This window comes from Neorhizobium sp. 2083 (genome assembly GCF_031455615.1).
Taxonomy (GTDB): domain Bacteria; phylum Pseudomonadota; class Alphaproteobacteria; order Rhizobiales; family Rhizobiaceae; genus Neorhizobium.
Map to the genome: position 1 here is coordinate 270279 of NZ_JAVDTC010000005.1, position 21778 is coordinate 292056.

Sequence of the window (21778 nt, forward strand, 5' to 3'; positions counted from 1 at the left end):
GACACCCTCCCCTTATTTGTAGCAGACGGTTTTGACGGCCTGGACGACTTCGCCGACATTCGGCAGAGCCAGCTTTTCGAGGTTGGCCGCGTAAGGCATGGGCACGTCCTTGCCGGCGATCGTGAGCACCGGCGCATCGAGATAATCGAAAGCCTGCTGCATGACGCGGGTGGCGATTTCGGCGCCGACCGAGTTCTGCGGATAACCTTCCTCGACGGTGACGAGGCGGCCGGTCTTCTTGACCGATTCGATGACGGTCGGAAGGTCCATCGGGCGCAGCGTGCGAAGATCGATCAGTTCGACGTCGATGCCTTCCTTTTCCAGTTCGGCAACGGCCTTGGTCGCATAGGTCATGCCGATGCCGAAGGAAACGACGGTAGCGTCCTTGCCCTTGCGGTGGATGCGCGCCTTGCCGATCGGCAGGACGAAATCGTCGAGCTTCGGAACCTCGAAGGACTGGCCGTAGAGGATTTCGTTTTCCAGGAAGACGACCGGGTTCGGATCTCGAATGGCGGCCTTCAGCAGGCCCTTGGCGTCGGCGGCCGTATACGGCATGACGACCTTGAGGCCCGGGATCTGGCTGTACCAGGAGGCATAATCCTGGCTGTGCTGGGCGCCGACGCGGGCAGCGGCCCCGTTCGGGCCGCGGAACACGATCGGCGCGCCCATCTGGCCGCCGGACATGTAGAGCGTCTTGGCGGCAGAGTTGATGATCTGGTCGATCGCCTGCATGGCGAAGTTGAAGGTCATGAACTCGACGATCGGCTTCAGGCCCGCCATGGCGGCACCGACGCCGACGCCGGCAAAGCCGTGTTCGGTAATCGGGGTATCGACGACGCGGCGGGGGCCGAATTCCTGCAGCAGACCTTGCGTGATCTTGTAGGCGCCCTGGTATTCGGCGACTTCCTCGCCCATGACGAAGACGTCCTCGTCGCGGCGCATTTCCTCGGCCATGGCGTCGCGGAGCGCTTCGCGAACCGTGGTCATCACCATTTCGGTGCCGGCCGGAATATCCGGATCGGCAGCGGTCTCGACCTTCGGCTGAGCCGGCACGGGAGCGGAAGCGGCGCTTGCAGCGGGCGCTTCTGCCGCCGCCGGAGCGGCAGTCTTCGGAGCCTCGGCAGGGGCGGCGGAACCGATCGCATCGGCGCTTTCGCCATCGGCCAGAAGCACGGCGATCTTGGTGTTGACCTTGACGTTTTCGGTGCCGGCTTCGACCAGAAGCTTGCCGATCACGCCCTCATCGACGGCTTCCACTTCCATGGTCGCCTTGTCGGTCTCGATTTCGGCGATCACGTCGCCGGAGGTGACCTTGTCACCTTCTTTTTTCAGCCACTTGCTGAGCGTGCCTTCCTCCATGGTCGGAGAAAGCGCGGGCATCAGGATATCGATTGGCATGGGTTCCCTCCCGCGATCAGAGCAGAATGTCGGTGTAGAGCTCGGACGCATCCGGCTCCGGATCGGCCTGGGCGAAATCGGCGCTATCCGAAACGACGTCGCGGATATCCTTGTCGATCGCCTTCAGCTCGTCCTCGGTGGCCCAGCCCTTTTCGAGAAGGCGCAGGCGCACCTGCTCGATCGGGTCGTGCTCGGAGCGCATCTTCTGCACTTCGTCCTTGGAGCGATATTTCGCCGGGTCGGACATGGAGTGGCCGCGATAACGGTAGGTGAGCATTTCGAGGATGATCGGGCCCTTGCCGGAGCGGCAATGCTCGAGCGCCTCGTCGGCGGCGGCCTTCACGGCGCGAACGTCCATGCCATCGACCTGGACGCCTGGAATGCCGAAGCCGGAACCGCGCAGCGAGTAGTTCGACTGCGCCGTGGCGCGGGCCGTCGAGGTGCCCATCGCATAACGGTTGTTTTCGACGATATAGACGATCGGCAGCTTCCAGAGAGCAGCCATGTTGAAGCTCTCGTAGACCTGGCCCTGGTTGGCCGCGCCGTCACCGAAATAGGCGACGGAGACGCTGTCGTTGTTGCGGTAGCGGTTGGCGAAGGCCAGGCCGGTTCCGAGCGAAACCTGGGCGCCGACGATGCCGTGGCCGCCGTAGAAATGCTTTTCCTTGGAGAACATGTGCATCGAGCCGCCCTTCCCCCTGGAATAGCCGCCCCTGCGCCCCGTCAGCTCCGCCATGACGCCGCGCGCGCTCATGCCGGTTGCCAGCATGTGCCCGTGGTCGCGATAGGCGGTGATGACCTGATCACCCTCCTGCTGCGCCATCTGCATGCCGACGACGACCGCTTCCTGGCCGATATAGAGGTGACAGAAACCACCGATGAAGCCCATGCCGTAAAGCTGGCCGGCCTTTTCCTCGAAACGGCGGATCAGCAGCATTTCACGGTAGGCGTGAAGATCCTGGTCCTTGCCGAAATCCGGGGTGTTCTTGCCCGTGAACTCCTTTGCGGAGGCTTTCGAGGCTGATTTGATTGCAGACTTTGCCGCTGGTTTACGGCCGGATACAGACGCGGTTTTGGTCGGCGCCATTCATCCCTCCCTTTGAGTTCTGCGTTGAGAGCGAGAATACGCCCTGACAATGTGTCGCCAGATTCCCACTCTGGTTTCGGGGAATACCATAGGCAAGAAAAGCTGCCCCAGCAATGCCATAAACGCATGGCTCACATTCCGTGTAACACGATGAAAAGGTTACAGAAATGTGAAATTAACCGGATTTCGGTTAATTCAGAAGTAGTTGTTGAAGATGACGATTTCGTCGCCGCGCGAGACATTCAGCTGATAACGGGCGATCTCGTCGAGCATGTCCTTGTCGAGCGAACCGTCGCTCATCAGCTGAACCTGCCGCTCCAGCGTTTCGCGCTTGGCGGTGAGCTTTGCGAGTTCCTCCGCCCGCGCCTGCCGCTGACGCTCGAATTCCTCCGTGGCGATCAGACCGAGATCGCCGTGGATGGAATGATAGCCGAAGTAGGAGAGAAACGCGACTGTTATGGCGGGAAGGACAAAACGGCCAAATTTTCTTTTCTTATGATGCTTTGTCCACATGCCGCTCTAACGCCTTGCCACGCTTACGGGATCTCAAATCGATCCGAAACAGAGCATCAAATTCGCAGAACTTGCTTAAGCAATCGTTGACCAGAATCGAGTCCGAAAAAAGCCCGCGTCTTTCGGCGCGGGCTTTGGAATTATGGTGCAATGATTTTGCCGGCCCTTCGCTTGAGCTCAGGGCGTACGTCCTTCGAAACGATTCACTGGATCGTTTCGTTGGCTTCGCCAAACAGCCCTTAACCCTTCAGGATGCCGCGGCCGGCATAAGCGGCCTGCGGGCCGAGCATTTCCTCGATGCGGATCAGCTGGTTGTACTTGGCGAGCCGGTCGGAACGCGACAGCGAACCGGTCTTGATCTGCCCGCAATTGGTGGCGACCGCGAGATCGGCGATCGTCGAATCCTCGGTTTCGCCCGATCGGTGCGACATGACGGCCGTGTAGGCGGCCTTGTGGGCGGTCTCGACGGCATCGAGCGTTTCCGACAGCGAACCGATCTGGTTGACCTTGACGAGGATGGAGTTGGCGACGCCCATCTTGATGCCGTCGCGCAGGCGAGCCGAGTTGGTGACGAACAGATCGTCGCCGACGAGCTGGCACTTGGCGCCGATCTTGTCGGTCAGGTACTTCCAGCCGGCCCAGTCGTCTTCGGCCATGCCGTCCTCGATCGAGATGATCGGGTACTTGGCGGCGAGTTCGGCGAGGTAATCGGCCATGGCTTCCGGCTCGAGCGTGCGGCCCTCGCCTTCCATCTCGTACTTGCCGTTCTTGAAGAATTCGGTCGAGGCGCAGTCGAGCGCGAGGCATACGTCGTCGCCCGGCTTGTAACCGGCCTTTTCGACCGACTTCATGATGAAGTTGAGGGCTTCCGGCGCGCTCTTGAGGCCCGGCGCGAAACCGCCTTCGTCTCCGACATTAGTGTTGTGGCCCTGGGCTGCCAGTTCCTTCTTGAGGACATGGAAGATTTCCGAACCCATGCGCACGGCGTCCTTCAGCGTTTCGGCGCCGACCGGCATGATCATAAATTCCTGGAAATCGATCGGGTTGTCGGCATGGGCGCCCCCGTTGATGATGTTCATCATCGGAACCGGCAGAACATGGGCGTTCGGGCCGCCAACATAACGGTAGAGCGGCAGGCCGGAGGTTTCGGCCGCGGCCTTGGCGACGGCGAGCGAGACGCCGAGGATGGCATTGGCGCCGAGACGCGACTTGTTCGGCGTGCCGTCGAGGGCGATCATCGTCTTGTCGATATGGATCTGGCTTTCGGCGTCGAAGCCACCGATCGCGTCGAAGATCTCGGTATTGACCGCTTCGACCGCCTTTTCGACGCCCTTGCCGTGATAACGCTTGCCGCCGTCACGCAGCTCGACGGCTTCGTGCGCGCCGGTGGAGGCGCCCGACGGAACGGCCGCGCGGCCCATCGTGCCGTCTTCCAGATAGACATCCACCTCGACGGTCGGATTGCCGCGGCTGTCGAGGATTTCGCGGGCGATGATATCGGTGATGGCGGTCAAGGGTCTCTCCCTGGGTTTGGACGTCGGTTTCAGGCGTCATGAGGTCACTGAAAATGTCTCATAATCAATGACACGAAAATTACAATCGAGGCGGTTTTCCCGCCTTTTCGGTCGGGCTCAGGCGGCCTTGGCGACGGCGTCGAGCGCGAGCAGCTTTTCAAGAAGCCGCGGCATGTCCTTCAGATAAACCATGTTGGGGCCGTCGCAGGGAGCGTTGTCGGGATCCTGGTGGGTCTCGATGAAAACCCCGGCGACGCCGACCGCGACTGCCGCACGGGCCAGCGTCTCGACGAACTGGCGCTCGCCGCCCGAGGTCGTGCCCTGGCCGCCAGGCTGCTGCACGGAATGGGTGGCATCGAAGATGACCGGCGCGCCCATGGCCGCCATGATCGGTAGCGAGCGCATGTCGGAGACGAGCGTGTTGTAACCGAAGGAGGCACCGCGCTCGCAGAGCAGGATGTTCGGATTTCCGCTCTGGTTCAGCTTGCCGAGAACATTCTTCATGTCCCAGGGCGCCAGAAACTGGCCCTTTTTGACGTTGATGACTCGACCGGTCCTGGCGGCGGCGACAAGGAGGTCCGTCTGGCGGGACAGGAAGGCCGGGATCTGCAGGACATCGACGACTTCGGCAACCAGAGCGCATTGCTCTTCCGAATGGATATCGGTCAGCACCGGAATGCCGAGTTCCTTCTTGAGGTCGGCGAAGACTTCCAGGCCCTTTTCCAGGCCGAGGCCGCGCTTGCTCGACAGTGACGAGCGGTTCGCCTTGTCGAAGGAGGTCTTGTAGACGAGCCCCATGCCGAGCTTGTTGCAAAGCTCCTTGAGGGTGCCGGCGACCATGAAGGCATGATCGCGGCTTTCCATCTCGCAGGCGCCGGCGATCAGCGACAGTTTTGCGTCCTGCGCGAAAACCACCTTGCCGTCTCCTTCGCCGACGGAGACGCTGGGATTTGCGGTAACGTCCATGAACCTATTCCTCGAAGCCGAACAAAACACCCTGGCCGGGTGCCGCCGAGACGAGAACGCGGCCCTCCCGGCGGACGAATGCGACGTCATTAGCAGCAAGGGTGATCTCTGTCACGGCAAGATCGGCCGTCTTGAAGATGATCGCCCGGCCGCGCAGCCCTTCGGCGCCGGGCATAGACGGAAGCGCAAATTCCGCCTGGAGTTCCTGATCATCAAGGATGCGGATGCGGGCATTGGCCGCGGCAAGCTCGAGCGGTGCCGCCTCCGGCGCTGCCTTCGTCAGCAGCACCTGTTCGACAAGCGGGGCGAAATCGGACGGCACCGAGGCCGACAGGATGATTTCGCTGAGGCCCGTGACCGTATTGGCGTGCCGCTCCAGTTCGCCGCGATTGGCGGGCAGCGGATTGATGCGCTGGCAGGAAAACAGCAGGAAATCGGGTGCACGGTCATCGCCGGCAAACGCCAGCCGAAAGCTCGCTTCCGTTTCCGAACCGTCAGGCAGCGTCATGCCGCGCGAAAACTCCAGCACCTCGCCTGCCGAAATGCCGCGCATCTTGAAACGCGCATGATCGGCCATCGCGTCGCGGGTGGCGACCACGAGCGCGGAAAAACCCTGCCGGTTGCGGGCATTGCGGAAAGCGAGATCGCGGGCCGTGAAGACATTGCCGCGCTTTGCCGCGACACCCGCATGGCGCCGGTTGGCAAGCGCCAGCGGCTCCAGGTAGGTCCCATCGGAGAAGAACACGCAAGCATTGGCCGTGCCGAAAGGATGAAAAGCGTCCGGCGCAACTGTAAAACCAAGCTCCGTGAGCCGGGAGCGCGCAGCGGTAAGTTCCGCCACCGGCAGCACGAGATGATCGATCGGTCTTGCGTTCACGCGAGGGCCCCCAGAATTGGAATCGCAAAGCTACTTTGGCAGCAGGCTCGCGCCGCGCAAGTGGTGTGAGACCAGATATCTGGCACGCATCTATGAAGAAAAAATCATCATACTTCACAGAAATTTAGGGACTTGCAGAACACATATGGAACATATAGTGTCCGTTCTGGATTTGTTTCCGACTCTCAGGGTGCCAAAAGATGCTCACGCGCAAACAACAGGAATTGCTTCTGTTCATTCACGAACGCATGAAGGAATCCGGCGTCCCGCCGTCATTCGACGAAATGAAGGATGCTCTGGACCTTGCTTCCAAGTCCGGCATCCACCGGCTGATCACGGCGCTCGAGGAACGCGGCTTCATCCGCCGCCTGCCCAACCGGGCGCGCGCACTCGAGGTCATCAAACTGCCGGAAGCCTATTCGCCGAGCATGCAGCCGCGACGCGGCTTCTCGCCGAGCGTCATCGAAGGCAGCCTTGGCAAGCCGCAGCCGGTCGCCGCCCCTCCGAAACCTGTCGCCAACGACGATGTGTCGAACGCCACGACCGTTCCGGTCATGGGCCGCATCGCCGCCGGCGTGCCAATCTCGGCGATCCAGAACAACACCCATGATATCGCGGTGCCGGCCGAGATGCTCGGCTCCGGCGAACATTATGCGCTTGAGGTCAAGGGCGATTCGATGATCGAGGCCGGCATTCTCGACGGCGACACGGTGATCATCCGCAACGGCAATACCGCCAATCCCGGCGACATCATCGTCGCGCTGGTCGACGACGAGGAAGCGACGCTGAAGCGTTTTCGCCGCCGCGGCGCCTCGATCGCGCTGGAAGCCGCCAATCCCGCCTATGAGACCCGCATTTTCGGGCCGGACCGGGTGAAGATCCAGGGCAAGCTCGTCGGCCTCATCCGCCGGTATCACTGATCAGCTGCCTGACTGGCTCCGGCAGGGACCGGTCGAAACGCTGGCTTCGCCAATCATAGTGGCGGTGCCTGCTCCAGGGACGGTCCTCGCCCGCCATGGCCGCCCGAACCTGCCAGCGCCGATAGTCGGTAGCGCCGTTGAGGGAAATCTCCAGCGCGCCGGTTTTTCGGAGCGTGCTGCCATTGATCATCAGCGCTCCGGACCGGCATCGGTCGAAGCGGGCACTCGGGGCAATGACGAGACTGGCGACGTCGCAGGCGGCCCCGGCATATCGGCCGTCTTCGACGGCAATGACAATCCCCTCGCCGGTGCTTGCAGCGCACCAGGCCTTGGATTCGCAGGTGAAGCGGCCGGGAGGCGCTTGTTTCATCCGCGACTTCGCCGCTTCGATCTGCTGCGTGGTCAGTTCGCGGCGCTCCTTGTTTTTTGCGCCGTTGGACTTGTCGTCGTTTTTTGCCCTGGTGGACTTGTCGTCCGGCGGCTTGTCCTTGGAGCGGGACATTTCCGGCTTTGCCGGATCGCCAATAAGAAGCGCCCTCTTCCATTGATCGTAGATGAAGTCGGGCGGGCGCGTGCGGTTGGTGGCAACCGTCTCCCCGTTCAGAAGCGCCACCAGCGTTCCGTCCTCCGAGACCAGCATATCCGGCAGGGGCGCCGATCGCTCGTGCCACGAGAGCAGCAGGGAAGCGATCATCAGCGGCAGGCCGATCACTCTCAACCTCGTTCTCAAAAGCGTCAGCAGCAGGAATCCCACCGTCGAGACCGTCAGAAACCAGGGATGCTGGCGGCCGATGCCGACATCGCCCCCCCAGGCCGCCACATGTCTGGCGATCGCGATCACCGCTTCCAGACCAAGGCCCATGAGCTTCATGAAGGGAGCGTCGAGGCCGAAAGGCATCAGTAGCATGCCGGCGAGCCCGGCCGGCATGACCACGAAGGAAATGATCGGCATGGCGGCAAGGTTGGCGGCAAGGCCGTAGGTGGCGATGCGGTGAAAATGCTCGACCGAGAAAAGCGCCGTCGAGATGCCGCCGATCAGCGATGTCGCGAAAATGCCGGCCACGAAATTCCAGGATGCCAGCGCAGGCTTCACCACAGGGTGACGAAACGGCAGAGGCTCCGGATCGCGGCCTTCGGCCCGAAGTTTCCAGAGGGCGAAGCCGGCGACCAGGGCGACGGTGGCGGCAAACGACATCTGGAAGCTTGGGCCCAATATTTCCGAGGGCGACATGGCGATGATGACGAGCGCGGACAGGGCGACATTGCGCAGGCTGATCGATGGCCGGTCGAAGAGGACGGCGACCAGCATGATCGCCATCATGATATAGGCCCGTTCGGCCGAAACGCCGAAACCGGAGATCAGATAGTAGGCGGTCACCATCATCAGGGCGCCGAAGGCGGCGAATTTCTTGACCGGATACGTCTGCGCGAATCCCGTGAAGACCGAAAGCACGGTGCGGACGCCAACGAAGAAAATGCCGGCGGCGAGCGCCATGTTGAGCCCTGAAATGGCGACGATATGGGCAAGCCCAGAGAGCCGCAGCGCTTCCGTCGTCTCTTTGGAAATCGCCCTGCGTTCGTCGGTCACGATTGCAGCGGCAAAGGCGCCCGGATCGCCGGGCACAGTCGCGCGAATACGGGTGGCGATCGTGCTGCGCAGATCGAAAAGCCGGCTTTCGATGTCCGCGATCCAGTTCCCGGCCGAGAGTAACGCGGCCTGTTTTTTCGGCGCCGCATAGAAAAATCCGACTCCGCCGATGCCATCGAAATAGGAAGAGAAAGCGAAGTCGTTGAGGGCGGGCAGAGCCGGCCCGGATGGCGGCGAGATGCGCGCGCGGCCGGTGATCGTGTCGCCGATCTGCGCCGGTTCATGACGGGCCCTTGCCAGCAGCGATACCCGTTCCGGCGGACGCCTGATCTGCGGATTGGCGGTGCGCTCGATGCGGACCATATAACGCCAGCGCCCCTGGCTGTCGATCTCCCTGCGCTCGACGACCCCTGCAAGCTCGGTCGTCACCGGCCCGTCCAGGATGACGGTAGCCCGACGCCAGGTCTCGAATTGCGCCAGCATCATCCCGCCCAGGAAAAGAGCGAGACCAAGCGGCAATAGACGCTTCGGGCCGGGCCGATGCCGCAACACGATAGCGCCCAGGGTGCAGACGCAAAAAAGCAGGAAAAATGGCCAGAAAGCCGGGGTCTCCGGCAGCACGAACCAGCAGGTGGCCCCCGCCCCGACGAGCACGGGCAGAAAGAGGAAGCCATGTCCATAGTCCGTCTCCTCCTGCAGCATGACCGGCAGGCGGCGCAGCAGCCGAGCGAGGCGGTCGCCCGAGCGGCGAAAGGTCCTGTCTTGCGTCCGGACCACGGGCAGATGTTCGACGGCCGGAAAAAGCCTGGACAGATCCCGGAGCTTGGCCGAGTCGGGCGGGCTTCGGTGCAGGCGGGAATCCGGCGGCCGGGATGTCAGTCTCCCTGCCTCGGCACGCGTCGGAAATGCATCTTCCTCCTGCATGAAACGCTCTGTCCGCCCACCCGCCAAACACGCGGCAATGCAACCTGCGCGTTTCCTCCGCCGCCGTCAACTGGCGGTTAAACATCGGGAATTTCACAGGTCGAACAAGGCCTGCACCAGAAAGTTGGACATCCAAGCAAAAGCCGTTGCCCAATAATTTTTCGCGCTGCACAAAATGCCGTCACGACAGCTTGGCATCAGCTTTCGGATCATATAGCTAAACGGTGGACGCTTAATTCTTGTGGCGCTTTTAGGGCGCCATGCCGCCAAAAGGTTGGAGGATCAGCATGACGGATACAAGCGCAAATCTGGTAATCGGTGACAAGAAAGTCGACCTGCCGGTCAAGTCCGGCACTATCGGTCCTGACGTGGTCGATATCGGCGCTCTCTACAAGCACACCGGCACCTTCACCTACGACCCCGGCTTCACCTCGACGGCATCTTGCGAATCCAAGATCACCTATATCGACGGTGACGCGGGCATCCTGCTGCATCGCGGCTATCCGATCGAACAGCTCGCCGAGCATGGCGACTTCCTGGAGACCTGCTACCTGCTGCTTTACGGGGAACTGCCGACCGCTGCCCAGAAGAAGGATTTCGACTATCGCGTGACCCATCACACGATGGTGCATGAGCAGATGAGCCGCTTCTTCACCGGCTTCCGCCGCGACGCGCATCCGATGGCCGTCATGTGCGGCTGCGTCGGCGCGCTGTCTGCCTTCTATCACGACTCGACCGACATCACCGATCCGCACCAGCGCATGGTCGCTTCGCTGCGCATGATCGCCAAGATGCCGACGCTTGCCGCGATGGCCTACAAGTACCATATCGGCCAGCCCTTCGTTTATCCGCAGAACAACCTGGACTATGCGTCCAACTTCCTGCGCATGTGCTTTGCCGTTCCTTGCGAGGAATACGTGGTCAACCCGGTGCTCGCACGCGCCATGGACCGTATCTTCATCCTGCATGCCGATCATGAGCAGAACGCATCGACCTCGACGGTCCGCCTCGCCGGTTCCTCGGGCGCCAACCCGTTCGCCTGCATCGCTGCCGGCATTGCCTGCCTCTGGGGCCCGGCGCATGGCGGCGCCAACGAAGCGGCGCTCAACATGCTGATGGAAATCGGCACGGTCGACAAGATCCCGGAATATATCGCGCGCGCCAAGGACAAGAACGATCCGTTCCGTCTGATGGGCTTCGGTCACCGGGTCTACAAGAACTACGATCCGCGCGCCAAGATCATGCAGAAGACCACGCATGAAGTTCTCGGCGAACTTGGCCACAAGGACGACCCGCTCCTGCAGGTCGCGATGGAACTGGAGCGTATCGCGCTCACCGACGAGTATTTCATCGAGAAGAAGCTCTACCCGAACATCGATTTCTATTCGGGCATCACGCTGAAGGCGATGGGCTTCCCCACCACCATGTTCACCGTGCTCTTCGCCCTCGCCCGCACCGTCGGCTGGATCGCCCAGTGGGCCGAAATGATCGAAGATCCGCAGCAGCGTATCGGCCGCCCGCGCCAGCTCTATACCGGCGAAGCGCAGCGTGACTACGTTCCGGTTTCCAAGCGTTGATCGGATAAAGCCAAACAAAAACCCGGTCAGAAATGACCGGGTTTTTTATTGTCCAGAACCTCAAGAACGATGCCGGCGGCCGCCTCGCCGGGCGGCACGGGCACCTGCAGCCGCTCCCAGGTGAGATCGAAACCTTCGATCATGGCGCGGCGCTGCAGCGTGTCGGAAGACAGCCGCTCCGCCCAGCGGCAGAGGCTTGCCGGGCGCACCACGTCGTTCACATATTCGGGCACGACCGCGTAATCGGCGATCAGGTTCGGCAGCGCGCCGGACCAGGTCTTGATGCGTTTCGCGAGCATGGTGATCAGCCAGTCAGTCTTGTAGGCCGAGACGACCGGAATTCCGGCAAGGCCGAGTTCGAGGATGACCGTTCCGGACGCCGCAAGTGCCGCATCCGCCTCGGCGAATGCCGCCCATTTGCCATCCGTATCGGCGGTGATCTCGAGCTTCACGTCGAAACCGGCGGCGATCTCGCGCACCAGCTTCTCCTGGCGGGGAACCGTGGGAAGCAGGAAACGAGCCGGGCCTTTGCGGGCGACGAACTCGCGGGCGGCGTCCCCGAACACCGGCAGCAGCGCCTTGATCTCGGCCGAACGCGAGCCCGGCAGAAGCATGATCGTCTTCTCCTCACCCGGCCCCTTCACCGGACGCCCGGCCCGGATGCCGCGGACCTTGAGGAGTGACGGATCGGCGGTCAGCCGGTGGCCGACGAAGGTGGTTTCCGGCCCGCCGAGACGCTTCATCGCCGCCGGCTCGAAAGGCAGCACGGCCAGAACGTGATCGACATAGGGAAGCATCGCCTTGGCGCGATATTCCTTCCACGCCCAGACGCTGGGGCAGACGTAATTGACGACCGGCAGGCCAGGCAAAGCGGTACGCACTTTTTTCGCGACGCGATGGGTGAAATCGGGGCTGTCGATGATGATCAGCACATCCGGCTTTGCCGCGGTAATGGCGGCCGCCGTCTGGTTGATCCGCCTGATCAGGTTTGGCAGGCGGGCGATCACCTGGGTCAGCCCCATGATCGAGAGTTCCGAAAAATCAAAGAGCGAGGTGAGGCCCTGCGCCTCCAGGGCATCGCCGCCGACGCCGACGAGCTCGACGGGGCCGTCATAGGCCGCCTTCAGGGCCGCGATCAGATCGCCGCCGAGAAGATCGCCGGAGACTTCGCCGGCAATGACGCCGACCCTCAGGGTCCTGACCATCACAATCCTCCTTGCGGCAGACCGGTATCGATGCCGCAGACGAAAAGCCCGGCGGCGTCGGCGGCGGCAATCATCTTCGCTTCTTCCAGCACGAGCGCCCGTCCAGCCTCGACCGCGATGCCGGCGAGCCCGGCCCTGACGGCGTTCTCGACGGTGGACGGGCCGATCGTCGGCAGGTCGGCGCGCATGTCCTGCTGCGGTTTGCAGAGCTTGACGAGCACACCCTTGCGGCGGGCCGAAATGCGGCCCTCGGCGCGCAGGGCCGCCACCCGTTCCAGCATCCGATCGGTGCCCTCGACGCCTTCCAGCGCCACGACACGTCCGCCGACGCAGACCGCGCCCTGGCCGATATCCAGTTCGCCGAGGCGTTTGGCGGCTTCCGAGGCCCGGCCGATATCGCGGCGGTCGTCGTCTGAGGGCACGTGGGCGCCGAGCGGCCCCACCTTCGCGAGCAGGCCGGGGACGATCTCGTGGGCGCCCAGCACCTGGCAGCCCATTGCCTCGATAAGCTTGATGACCATCTGCAGCACCGAATCGTCACCGCCGGACAGCAGCGTGCGGACCACCGACGGGACTTTCAGGATGGTGCGGAAGGTGGGATGGATGTCGCGCCAGTCGGGCCTGCGCGCCACGCCGCCCGACAGGATGACGCGGGTTATGCCCTCGTCGCGAAACAGGCGCTCGATCGCCGACAAATCGCCGACGCCGACGGAAACCGCTTCGAAACCATCGAAACTGTGGTCGGATTCATTGGCGAGCGCGACAATCAGCGGCGTTTCACCGGCCTGCTGCGCAGCCCTCGCCACATAGAGGGGTAAAAACCCCTTCCCGGCGATGATTGCCAGCCGGCCCTTCGGCGCAAGGCTCGGGAGGCCGGCCATGCGGGATCAGCCTTTGCCGCGGAAGGTCGAGGAAATGGCACGATCGCTGTCGGCGGCGATGAAATCCAGGATCTCCATCGCTTCCTTGCAATCGGCGTAGTCGTTGCGGATGGCCGCGGCGTTGGCGCGAACATTGCCCTCGCCCTCGAAGATCTGCTTGAAGGCGCGGCGCACCGTGTGGATGGTCGCCCGTTCGATCCCGGCGCGGGTCATGCCGACGACGTTCAGGCCGCCAAGGACGCCGGGATTGCCGTTCAGCATGCCATAAGGAATGACGTCGTAGTTGACGGCCGAAAGCCCACCGATAAAGGCCTGGCGGCCGATGCGGGTGAACTGATGCACGGCGCAGCCGCCGCCGAGGATCGCCCGGTCCGCCACATGAACATGGCCGGCCAGCATGACATTGTTCGACATGATGATGTCGCTGCCGAGCTGACAGTCATGCGCGACATGGGAATTGGCGAGGAACAGGCAATTGTTGCCGACGACCGTCTTGCCGCCGCCGCCCACCGTGCCGCAGTTCATCGTCACGCCTTCGCGCATCGTGCAGTTGTCGCCGACCGTCAGCGTCGAATCCTCGCCGGCCTCGTGGAGGCTCTGGGAAACGCCGCCGATCACGGCCATCGGGAAAATCCGGCAATTGCGGCCGATCTCGGTGCGGCCGGACACGACGGCATGCGACAGCAACTCGACGCCATCCTTCAGCACAACGCGCGGACCGACATGCGAGAACGGACCGACGACGACGTTTTCGCCGATGACGGCGCCGTCCTCGACCAAAGCTAACGGATGGATGCGCGCGCTGGCTGCGATGCTGCTCATTCTTCGTCCTTGCGCCGGATCATCGCGCCGATATCGGCTTCGGCAACAAGTACGCCCTCCACCTTCGCATCACAATGGAATTTCCAGATATTGCCGCGCTGCTTCTGCTTGGTGACGTGGAATTCGACCCGATCGCCCGGCACGACCGGCTTGCGGAAGCGGGCATTGTCGATGGTCATGAAGTAGACGAGATTGCCGCCCTCGCCTTCCTTGCGGGCACAGATGGCACCGGCGGTCTGCGCCATGCCCTCGACCAGAAGCACGCCCGGCATGATCGGCTGCTCCGGGAAATGCCCGGTGAAATGCGGCTCGTTGGCGGTGACGTTCTTGATGCCGACCGCGGAATTGTCGCCATCGATCTCGACGATCTTGTCGACCAGAAGAAAAGGATAGCGGTGCGGCAGCAGCTTCATGATTTCCTGAATATCGGCCGCGCCGAGCACCGGCTTGGTCTCATCAGTCATTCTTCTTCTCTCCTCTGCGTTTCGCCCGCTCATCCGAACGCATCATGATTTCCGCGATATCGCGGAGGAAATCCGGCATCGGGCGGGCGGGTATGCCGCCATAACGCGCGCCGGCCGGGATATCCGCCACAACGCCGCTCATCGCCGCGATCTGGACGCCGTCACCAATCGAGATGTGTCCATTAATACCGGATGCGCCGCCGATCAAGACGCCGTCGCCGATCCGGGTCGACCCGGCAATACCGGCGCCGCTCGCGATGCCGCAATGACGACCGATGCGCACGTTATGGGCGATCTGAACCTGATTGTCGATCTTCGTGCCTTCGCCGATGACCGTATCGTCCATGGCGCCGCGGTCGACCGTCGTGTTGGCGCCGATCTCGACATTGTCCTGGATGATGACGCGGCCGATCTGGACGATCTTCAGCATGCCCCTCGGGCCCGGCGCAAAACCGAAACCGTCCTGACCGATGCGGACGCCGTTATGGATGATCACGCCATTGCCGATGAGGGCCGCAACCACGCTCGCGCCGGCGGCGATCGTACAGTCGCGGCCGATCTTGACATCGGCACCGATGACGCTGCCGGCCCCGATCCGGGTGCCGGTGCCGATTTCCGCCCGCGCACCGATCACGGCCATGGGTTCGATCTCGACGCCGGGTTCGAGCTTGGCCGTCGGATCCACGAAGGCGGCCGGCGAGATGCCCGGCGCGGCCGAGGTGACCGGCGAAGGCCGCATCGCGATCGGATGGAGGATGGCGCCCGCCTGCGCAAAGGCAGAATGCGGCGTCCTGGTCAAGAGAACCGGAATATGGGCCGGAATGATCGAACGGATCGCGGCATCGCAGATGATCGCGGAAGCCTTGCAGCTTTCGAGCTCGTGACGGCTTTTCCGGGATAGGATATAGCAGATCTCGCCTTCGCCGGCCCGCGCGACGGGCGCAACGGAACGGATCAACCGATCGCCGGCGCTGCCATCAAGCAGTTCGGCCCCAAGAAGGGCGGCCAACTCGCGCAGGCTCACGCCATCATGGGGCGGAAAGAATTCGTTGTGGTCCATAAAGCCAAAGCTCCAGAACAGATTTCCGCCCGCAATCGCGAGCGGAGATGATCAGAACTGGTTCGCCATGCTGAACCGGAATTCCTGGGTTTCGTCGAAGTCTTCCTTGACGACCGGATGCGCGTAGTCAAAGCGGATGTTGCCGAACGGCGACGCCCACATGATACCCGCGCCGACCGAAGCACGCCAGGACATGCCCGTGCCCTGCGCGGTGCTGGTGCCGAGCGGGACGTCGTTCCCGTAAAGCGTACCGGCATCGGCAAAGACGGCGGCGCGCAGACCGAAGTCTTCCGGAACAGCCGGCATCGGCATCGACATTTCGGCGGAAGCCGTAAAGTAGGTCGTGCCGCCAAGCGCGTCGCCATGATCGGTGGTGCGCGGACCGATACCGTCGTTCTCGAAACCGCGGATCTGACGGCCGCCGACCGTGAACTGGTCGAAGACATGCAGGTTGTCGCCGGTGGACACCACATGGCCGGCGCCCACTGCGATGGAGCCGATCAGATCGGCTTCGGTCGACAGAAGCTGGAAGTAACGGGCACGACCGGAGATCTTGTAGAAGTCGGAATCGCCACCGAGACCTGCATATTCATGCGTGATCGACGCATAGATACCTTCGCGCGGCAGCGTCTGGCTGTCGAGCGTGTTGTAGGTCAGCGTCTGCGAGACCGACGACTGGACGAACTTGCCCTGGTCGATCATCGAAACGTAAGGCGACGAGAGGTTGTCGTCGCCCGTGCCGGGAACGCCGTCGGCACCGAAGGCGCCGTCGTTGTCGTAGTTGATTTCCTTGTAGGTGTAACGGAACGTCGTCGCCAGATTTTCGGTGATCGGCGCCGTCACGCGCAGGGTGACACCCTGTTCGTCATAGTCGTAATAGCTGTTCGACGAGGTTTTGCTCTTGAACAGGTCGAAACCGGCCGCCAGACGGTAACCGAGGAAATAGGGCTCGGTGAACGAAAGGTTGTAGCTGCGGGCTTCGTCGAGACCGCCGCCGACCGCAACGCGGATGAACTGGCCGCGGCCGAGGAAGTTCTTCTCTTCGATCGAGGCTTCGAGCAGGAAGCCGTCGCCGCCTGCCGAATAACCGGCGCCGATACCGAACGAACCGGTCGGCTGATCTTCCACGTCGACAACGACGACGACGCGGTCAGGCGAACTGCCCTGCGAGGTCGAGATGTTGACCGAGGTGAAGTAACCGAGCGCCTCAAGGCGGCGCTTGGCGCGCGAGATCATTTCCTGGTTGAAGGCGTCGCCTTCGCTGAAATCGAATTCGCGACGGATGACATAGTCACGCGTGCGGGTGTTGCCGCGGATCTCGATGCGTTCGACATAGGCGCGCTCGCCCTGGTCGACCAAGTAGGAAACGCCGACCGTGTGGCTTCCCATGTTGCGGTCGCCGCGCGGGGTGACGCGGGCGAACGGATAACCGGCCGCAGCGACGCGCTTGGAGATCGCTTCCATCGTCTTCTGGATTTCGCGGGCGTCATAGACGTTGCCGGCGCGGGTCTGAACGAGACCCTGGAGGTCCTCGCTGCTGATGCCCTGAACCGTCGATTCGACCGAGATGTTGCCGTACTCGTAACGCTGACCTTCCTCGACCGTGAAGGTGATGTTGTACTTGTTGCCCGAGGCGTCGAGCACGGCTTCCGACGAGATGACGCGGAAGTCAGGATAACCGTGGTTGTAATAGAACTGGCGCAGCGCTTCCTCGTCGGCGCGCAGCTTGTCCTCGCTGTAAACGTCCTTGCGGGTCAGGAAGGACAGCGGGCCGGATTCCTTGGTGACGATCACCGACTTCAGGCGACCATCGCCATAAGCCTGGTTGCCGTTGAAATTGATGTCGGCGATCTTGGTGCGGTCACCTTCGTTGATGACGAAAGCGAGGTTGACGCGACCCTGGCCGACATCGGCGGTCTGCGTGGTGATCTGAACGTCGCTGCGACCGATCGCGCGATAGGCTTCGCGCAGACGCTGGATATCCGCATCAATCAGGGCCTGGTTGTACGGGCCGAGCGGCTGGGTCTGCACCACAGCCTGAAGCTTGTCATCGGTGATCTTGCGGTTGCCGTTGAACACGACCTGGTTGATGAGCTGGTTTTCGCTCACCGACACGACGAGCGTGCTGCCGGAAACACTGATTTTGACATCCGAGAAATAGCCGGTCGAATAGAGCTTCCGGACCGATTCATCGATGTCGTTGTTGGAGAAGCTGACACCCGGGCGGATGGTCAGGTTGGAACGAACGGCCTCTTCGCCTGCGCGCTGAGCGCCGCGGACCTGAACACTCCGGATAACCGCCGCTTCGGCAGAAAGTGCGGAAGCAAGTACCAGTACACCTGCGCCCGATGCAACAACACTAGCAGACAGCGCAAACGCCGACACTGCGTTCAAAAACCTTGAACCAGCCTTCATTTCAATTCTTACCTTTTCCCGTTGTCCCTCGGCGGGTGGTGCCCGACTCCGGCCACGTGTGTCGTTTTACCTTCTTTTGCCCTACAAGCAAGGCATCGCGTTAATTTCTGTTTACTTACTTCCCTTGCGTGACCCAATGGCCACGCAACTGTTGGAAACATGGTGAATAAACAGTTTCTTTTACGATTTGAAGGACATCAGCCGATGAGATTGCTGATGTCGTTGAAGGTCGCGAATACCATGAGGCTCAAGACCATCGCAAGCCCGATGCGGAAGGCGATTTCCTGCGCGCCGGCACCCAGCGGCCGGCCGCGAACGGCCTCGATCGCATAGAACACGAGGTGGCCGCCGTCCAGAACTGGCACAGGCATGAGGTTCAGGAGCCCGATCGAGACGGAAAGAACCGCAGCCAGCTGGACCACGGCCGCAAAGCCGAGCGTTGCCATCTGGCCGGACGCCTGCGCAACCCTGACCGGCCCGCCGAGCTGGTCCGCCTTCATCCGGCCGGTCACCAGATTGCCGATGTAACGGAAGGTGCCGGTGACGATATGGCCGGTCTCCGTAACGCCTTCGGCCACGGCCTGCAGCGGCGAAAACCGCTCGATGCGGAAATTGCCGCGCTGCTCGTTGGTGACGATGCCGATCAGGCCGAGCTCGACCTTGTTGCCGAACTGGTCGGTGACCTCGGAGCGCTTCGGCACCATCGGCAGATCAAGATCCTGGCCGTTGCGCTCGACCGTCACGATGATCGGGGTCTCGGGCCGGATGCTGACATAACGCCGCACGTCGTCGAAAGTCCTGATCCGCGATCCGTCGAGCGCCACCAGCCGGTCACCGGGCAGCACGCCAGCGGCAAGGGCGGCACTTTCCGGCTGGACTTCGGCGACCACGGGGTCGGCGACCACCTTGCCATAGACGCTGAACAGCACGGCGAAGATCGCGATCGCCAGAATGAAATTGGCAATCGGGCCGGCCGCGACGGTGGCGGCCCTTTTCCAGAGCTTGGCTCCGGCCAGCGTCTGGGCCTTGTCTTCCTCGCTCATGCCCGCAAGGCCGCTGGCGTCCGGCATGCTCGCCGCGTCCTCGTCGCCAAAGAACTTGACGTAGCCGCCGAGCGGGATAGCCGAGATCTTCCAGCGGGTGCCGTGACTATCGGTGAAGCCGACGAGTTCGGGGCCGAAGCCGACCGAAAAGGCGGTGACCCGGATGCCGCACCAGCGCCCGACGAGATAGTGGCCCATCTCGTGCACGAAGACGAGCAGGGACAGGACCAGCACGAAGGGGATGATGTAGCCGGTGAAGAAGCTGAGGATGGCCATCAAAGTTTCCGTTTCAACATTGTACCGGCCGCCCAGACCTCAAAACCCGAAGAGGAAGCCCGCAACCGATATATCAAGATGGCCCGTCGCGGCCGTATAAACAAGCGTCAGCAGGAACGCCGCGAAACAGGCGAAAACGAGGCCGTCGACGCGGTCCATCACCCCGCCATGCCCCGGAATGAGGTGGCTGGAATCCTTCACCCCGAACCGGCGCTTGATGAAGGATTCGAACAGATCCCCCACCTGGCTCGCCACCGACAGCAGGAACGCGATCGCAACCGTCCAGGCGGACAGCCGCGAAAAGACGCCGAGCGTCAGTGCCGAGCTCGCGATCACCCCAGAAACGGTGCCGCCGATCGCGCCGGACCAGGTCTTGCCGGGCGAAATGCGCGGCGCCAGCTTCGGACCTTTCAGGGCGCGGCCGACGAAATAGGCGAGGATATCGGTCGCCCAGACGACCGCGAAGACGAAGAGGGTCGCAACGAGCCCCGCCTGGTCGTCGGCGCGGATCGCCGCAAGCGAAATGCCGCTCAAGCCGGCGTAGAAGATCCCGCCCGGCAGCCACCAGCTGCCCCTTCGCAAAAGCACGAGAAGAATGGCGGTGATCACCGCGCCGCCGAGAATCGGCACCGAAAGCTCGCCGTCGTCAACCACAAGGTCGACGGCGATCAGAAGAATGGCGAGCCAGCCGAAGGCATTGGTCCGGAAATCGCGCTCGGCGAGCCGCGTGATCGTCGACCATTCGTAATAGATCAGGACCGTGATGGCGGCCGCGACGACGCGGAACCACAATCCGCCATACCAGGTGGCCGCGAGAACCACGACCGCGAGAACCAGGGCAGATGCGATGCGGCGCTTCAGCTCAGCGCTCATCAACCGCCCACCGCTATCGTCTTGTCCGACAAGCCGCCGAAGCGCCGGTCGCGGGAGGCGTAGATCTTCAGGGCATCGAGAAACAGTTTCCGATCGAAATCCGGCCAGTAGTCCGGCAGGAAGACGAATTCGGAATAGGCCGCCTGCCAGAGCAGGAAGTTGGAAAGCCGCTCTTCGCCGCTGGTGCGGATGATAAGATCCGGATCCGGGATGCCGGCGGTGTCCAGCCTTGCGCTGATCTTGTCCGGGTCGATCTCGGAGGCCTTGAGAATACCGGCCTCGACATCGCGGGCAAGCATGGCGACGGCACGGGCGATCTCGTCCCGTGCGCCGTAGTTGAAGGCGATGATCAGGGTGAGCGCCGTATTGAACTTTGTCGTTTCCTCAGCTTCGAGAAGAAGCGGGAGAATGTCGCTGCGCAGCTTCTCGCGTTCGCCGATCACCCGGATACGGACATTCTCACGGTGCAGTTCGGCTAGATCCTGTCGGATGAAGCGCCGGAGAAGACCGAGCAGGTCCCTCACCTCGGTTTCGGGCCGGCTCCAGTTTTCCGAAGAAAATGCAAAAAGCGTCAGATATTTGACGCCCGCATCGCCGGCGGCCCGCACCGTTTCGCGCACCGCTTCGACGCCCTTGCTGTGTCCGACCGTCCGAGGAAGCCCGCGCTTGTTGGCCCAGCGTCCATTGCCATCCATGATGATGGCAACGTGTTGAGGGATGATTGCAAGCTCGGGGTTCACCATATTTTATGCGGCTCCTTTGGCCGCCGGAATATGGCGGCAAACCAGGCCTAAGTTAGACCTGCATGATTTCCTTTTCCTTATCCGCAAGCAAGCGGTCGACTTCGGAAATCGTATCGTCCGTCATCTTCTGCACTTTTTCCGACTGCGAGCGGCTCTCGTCCTGGCCGATGTCGCCGTCCTTTTCGGCCTTTTTCAGGCCGTCCATGCCATCGCGGCGAACGTGACGGGCCGCGACCTTGGCCTTTTCCGCATAATCATGCGCAACCTTGACCAGCGACTTGCGGCGCTCTTCGTTGAGTTCGGGCAGCGGAATGCGCAGGTTCTGGCCATCGACGATCGGGTTGAGGCCGAGATGCGATTCGCGGATCGCCCGGTCGACGGCGCCGACCATCGACTTGTCCCAGATGGACACGCCGAGCATGCGCGGCTCCGGCACGGTGATGTTCGCCACCTGGTTGAGCGGCACGCGCGAACCATAGGCTTCGACCGTCACCGGATCGAGAATGTTGGCCGAAGCACGGCCGGTGCGCAGCGATGCGATATCGCTCTTGAACGCGTTGACCGCGCCTTCCATGCGGCGCTTGATGTCGTTGAGATCGATTCCACTCATCCGTCTACTCCCGTATGTTATC

At 62.3% G+C, this 21778-nt stretch carries 19 protein-coding genes; 2 read left to right on the plus strand and 17 right to left on the minus strand.

Annotated elements, in window-relative coordinates:
• Positions 1 to 12: 12 nt before the first annotated feature.
• From J2X76_RS20585 to J2X76_RS20610, 6 genes are all read right to left on the minus strand, one after another.
• Positions 13 to 1398, minus strand: a complete 1386-nt coding sequence (locus J2X76_RS20585; RefSeq protein WP_113283920.1) for a pyruvate dehydrogenase complex E1 component subunit beta — start codon at positions 1396 to 1398, stop codon at positions 13 to 15.
• 16 nt (positions 1399 to 1414) lie between these two features.
• Positions 1415 to 2485, minus strand: a complete 1071-nt coding sequence (gene pdhA, locus J2X76_RS20590) for a pyruvate dehydrogenase (acetyl-transferring) E1 component subunit alpha (RefSeq protein WP_113128963.1) — start codon at positions 2483 to 2485, stop codon at positions 1415 to 1417.
• Positions 2486 to 2680: 195 nt separating this feature from the next.
• Entirely contained in the window at positions 2681 to 2998 is a 318-nt protein-coding gene (locus J2X76_RS20595; protein WP_113128962.1) for a septum formation initiator family protein, read from the minus strand.
• Positions 2999 to 3237: 239 nt separating this feature from the next.
• Positions 3238 to 4512 carry a phosphopyruvate hydratase gene (gene eno, locus J2X76_RS20600; protein WP_310219163.1) on the minus strand — a complete coding sequence of 425 codons (1275 nt, stop codon included), beginning with the start codon at positions 4510 to 4512 and terminating at the stop codon, positions 3238 to 3240.
• Between the two features lie 117 nt (positions 4513 to 4629).
• On the minus strand, positions 4630 to 5478 hold the full coding sequence (kdsA, locus tag J2X76_RS20605) for a 3-deoxy-8-phosphooctulonate synthase (RefSeq protein WP_310219165.1): 849 nt from the start codon (positions 5476 to 5478) through the stop codon (positions 4630 to 4632).
• 4 nt (positions 5479 to 5482) lie between these two features.
• Positions 5483 to 6355: a VOC family protein gene (locus J2X76_RS20610; RefSeq protein ID WP_310219167.1), complete on the minus strand. Its 873-nt coding sequence runs from the start codon at positions 6353 to 6355 to the stop codon at positions 5483 to 5485.
• A gap of 200 nt (positions 6356 to 6555) precedes the next feature.
• Between J2X76_RS20610 and lexA the strand changes: the two genes are divergently transcribed.
• Complete coding sequence (lexA, locus tag J2X76_RS20615) at positions 6556 to 7275, plus strand: transcriptional repressor LexA (protein ID WP_113128958.1); 720 nt, start codon at positions 6556 to 6558, stop codon at positions 7273 to 7275.
• On the opposite strand, the gene J2X76_RS20620 is transcribed toward lexA, so the two are convergent.
• Positions 7256 to 9787, minus strand: coding sequence for a ComEC/Rec2 family competence protein (locus tag J2X76_RS20620; protein WP_310219169.1), 2532 nt, complete (start codon positions 9785 to 9787; stop codon positions 7256 to 7258). The two genes, lexA and J2X76_RS20620, sit on opposite strands and share 20 nt — an antisense overlap.
• A gap of 287 nt (positions 9788 to 10074) precedes the next feature.
• On the opposite strand from J2X76_RS20620, the gene gltA reads away from it, so the two are divergent.
• A complete protein-coding gene (gltA, locus tag J2X76_RS20625; RefSeq protein ID WP_113128956.1) occupies positions 10075 to 11364 on the plus strand; it encodes a citrate synthase in 1290 nt (429 codons plus the stop codon).
• Between the two features lie 26 nt (positions 11365 to 11390).
• Here gltA and lpxB read toward each other — a convergent pair whose 3' ends face one another.
• From lpxB to frr, 10 genes are all read right to left on the minus strand, one after another.
• Positions 11391 to 12569, minus strand: a complete 1179-nt coding sequence (gene lpxB, locus J2X76_RS20630; RefSeq protein WP_310219171.1) for a lipid-A-disaccharide synthase — start codon at positions 12567 to 12569, stop codon at positions 11391 to 11393.
• Entirely contained in the window at positions 12569 to 13450 is an 882-nt protein-coding gene (locus J2X76_RS20635; RefSeq protein WP_310219172.1) for an LpxI family protein, read from the minus strand. Before J2X76_RS20635 ends, lpxB begins: the two co-directional genes overlap by 1 nt.
• Positions 13451 to 13456: 6 nt before the next feature.
• Complete coding sequence (gene lpxA, locus J2X76_RS20640; protein WP_113128953.1) at positions 13457 to 14272, minus strand: acyl-ACP--UDP-N-acetylglucosamine O-acyltransferase; 816 nt, start codon at positions 14270 to 14272, stop codon at positions 13457 to 13459.
• Positions 14269 to 14736 carry a 3-hydroxyacyl-ACP dehydratase FabZ gene (gene fabZ / locus J2X76_RS20645; protein WP_113128952.1) on the minus strand — a complete coding sequence of 156 codons (468 nt, stop codon included), beginning with the start codon at positions 14734 to 14736 and terminating at the stop codon, positions 14269 to 14271. Before fabZ ends, lpxA begins: the two co-directional genes overlap by 4 nt.
• The gene (gene lpxD / locus J2X76_RS20650; protein WP_310219174.1) at positions 14729 to 15796 is read right to left on the minus strand and encodes a UDP-3-O-(3-hydroxymyristoyl)glucosamine N-acyltransferase; all 1068 of its coding nucleotides are present in this window, start codon (positions 15794 to 15796) and stop codon (positions 14729 to 14731) included. The genes fabZ and lpxD overlap by 8 nt, the downstream gene beginning before the upstream one ends.
• 51 nt (positions 15797 to 15847) lie before the next feature.
• Positions 15848 to 18211, minus strand: a complete 2364-nt coding sequence (bamA, locus tag J2X76_RS20655) for an outer membrane protein assembly factor BamA (protein WP_310219176.1) — start codon at positions 18209 to 18211, stop codon at positions 15848 to 15850.
• Positions 18212 to 18408: 197 nt separating this feature from the next.
• Positions 18409 to 19530 (minus strand): RIP metalloprotease RseP, encoded by a 1122-nt coding sequence (gene rseP, locus J2X76_RS20660; protein ID WP_310219178.1) that lies wholly within the window; start codon positions 19528 to 19530, stop codon positions 18409 to 18411.
• A 39-nt stretch (positions 19531 to 19569) separates the two neighbouring features.
• On the minus strand, positions 19570 to 20403 hold the full coding sequence (locus J2X76_RS20665) for a phosphatidate cytidylyltransferase (RefSeq protein WP_113128948.1): 834 nt from the start codon (positions 20401 to 20403) through the stop codon (positions 19570 to 19572).
• On the minus strand, positions 20403 to 21146 hold the full coding sequence (locus tag J2X76_RS20670) for an isoprenyl transferase (protein WP_113128947.1): 744 nt from the start codon (positions 21144 to 21146) through the stop codon (positions 20403 to 20405). Before J2X76_RS20670 ends, J2X76_RS20665 begins: the two co-directional genes overlap by 1 nt.
• Before the next feature lie 52 nt (positions 21147 to 21198).
• Positions 21199 to 21756 carry a ribosome recycling factor gene (gene frr / locus J2X76_RS20675; protein WP_113128946.1) on the minus strand — a complete coding sequence of 186 codons (558 nt, stop codon included), beginning with the start codon at positions 21754 to 21756 and terminating at the stop codon, positions 21199 to 21201.
• Positions 21757 to 21778 lie beyond the last annotated feature (22 nt).

Excerpts from the sequence above, each read along its gene's own strand:
- kdsA (WP_310219165.1), bottom strand. The coding sequence starts at position 5,478 with ATGGACGTTACCGCAAATCCCAGCGTCTCCGTCGGCGAAGGAGACGGC.
- J2X76_RS20585 (WP_113283920.1), bottom strand. The coding sequence starts at position 1,398 with ATGCCAATCGATATCCTGATGCCCGCGCTTTCTCCGACCATGGAGGAA.
- lpxB (WP_310219171.1), bottom strand. The coding sequence starts at position 12,569 with ATGGTCAGGACCCTGAGGGTCGGCGTCATTGCCGGCGAAGTCTCCGGC.
- J2X76_RS20635 (WP_310219172.1), bottom strand. The coding sequence starts at position 13,450 with ATGGCCGGCCTCCCGAGCCTTGCGCCGAAGGGCCGGCTGGCAATCATC.
- frr (WP_113128946.1), bottom strand. The coding sequence starts at position 21,756 with ATGAGTGGAATCGATCTCAACGACATCAAGCGCCGCATGGAAGGCGCG.
- fabZ (WP_113128952.1), bottom strand. The coding sequence starts at position 14,736 with ATGACTGATGAGACCAAGCCGGTGCTCGGCGCGGCCGATATTCAGGAA.
- lpxA (WP_113128953.1), bottom strand. The coding sequence starts at position 14,272 with ATGAGCAGCATCGCAGCCAGCGCGCGCATCCATCCGTTAGCTTTGGTC.
- pdhA (WP_113128963.1), bottom strand. The coding sequence starts at position 2,485 with ATGGCGCCGACCAAAACCGCGTCTGTATCCGGCCGTAAACCAGCGGCA.
- rseP (WP_310219178.1), bottom strand. The coding sequence starts at position 19,530 with ATGGCCATCCTCAGCTTCTTCACCGGCTACATCATCCCCTTCGTGCTG.
- bamA (WP_310219176.1), bottom strand. The coding sequence starts at position 18,211 with ATGAAGGCTGGTTCAAGGTTTTTGAACGCAGTGTCGGCGTTTGCGCTG.
- J2X76_RS20665 (WP_113128948.1), bottom strand. The coding sequence starts at position 20,403 with ATGAGCGCTGAGCTGAAGCGCCGCATCGCATCTGCCCTGGTTCTCGCG.
- gltA (WP_113128956.1), top strand. The coding sequence starts at position 10,075 with ATGACGGATACAAGCGCAAATCTGGTAATCGGTGACAAGAAAGTCGAC.
- J2X76_RS20620 (WP_310219169.1), bottom strand. The coding sequence starts at position 9,787 with ATGCAGGAGGAAGATGCATTTCCGACGCGTGCCGAGGCAGGGAGACTG.
- J2X76_RS20670 (WP_113128947.1), bottom strand. The coding sequence starts at position 21,146 with ATGGTGAACCCCGAGCTTGCAATCATCCCTCAACACGTTGCCATCATC.
- lpxD (WP_310219174.1), bottom strand. The coding sequence starts at position 15,796 with ATGGACCACAACGAATTCTTTCCGCCCCATGATGGCGTGAGCCTGCGC.
- lexA (WP_113128958.1), top strand. The coding sequence starts at position 6,556 with ATGCTCACGCGCAAACAACAGGAATTGCTTCTGTTCATTCACGAACGC.
- J2X76_RS20595 (WP_113128962.1), bottom strand. The coding sequence starts at position 2,998 with ATGTGGACAAAGCATCATAAGAAAAGAAAATTTGGCCGTTTTGTCCTT.